1 protein-coding gene is annotated in these 650 nt (G+C 77.1%); it reads left to right on the top strand.

Annotation, left to right across the window (positions count from 1 at the left end; all coding sequences use genetic code 11):
- Positions 1–34: 34 nt before the first annotated feature.
- A partial coding sequence (locus ACOV8S_RS10360; RefSeq protein WP_448317497.1) for a 4'-phosphopantetheinyl transferase family protein occupies positions 35–650 on the top strand: 616 nt, incomplete at its 3' end.

The following is a 650-nucleotide window of genomic DNA, read 5'->3' on the forward strand; positions in this document are numbered from 1 at the left end:
GACATGAGGAGGGCGACGTGGAGGGAGCGCGGAGATGAACGGGGACGCGGCGGCGCAGTTCTGGCTCGTCGACCTCGACACGGCGGAGCCGGCGTGGAGGGGCCCGGACCTGGCGGCCGGCCACCCGGCCGGCGCCGGCCGGGGCCTGGCGACCGAGGAGGAACGGCGGCGCGCGGCGGCGTTCAGGAGTCCGCTCACCGCCCGCCGGTTCCTGCACTCCCGGCTCGCGATCCGGGCCCTGCTGGGCCGACGCCTCGCCACGGGAGCGGACGGCCCGCGGCTGGCCCGCCTGCCCGGGGGCAAGCCCTACCTGCCGGAACACCCGGGGGTCCACGTCAGCTGGTCGCGGTCGGACGGGCTGCTGCTGGTCGGCGTGGACGACCGGGGGCCGATCGGCGTGGACGTGGAGAGTCCGCGCGTCATGCCGACGCCCGAGGACGTGCTGGAGACCGTGTGCGACACCTTCCCCCGTCCCCTGTCCGACGCGGGCTTCTGGCCCGCCTGGACGATGCTGGAGGCGGCCGTCAAGGCGACGGGGGTGGGGCTGGCGTGCGGCGGGAAGGACGTCGAACTCCTGCCGGGCGAGGGGGAGGACGTCCGCCTCGGCCGGGTCGGGGGGCATCCGCCCGACCGGTGGCACGGACGGACCC

This window comes from Streptomyces sp. CO7 (assembly GCF_053474865.1).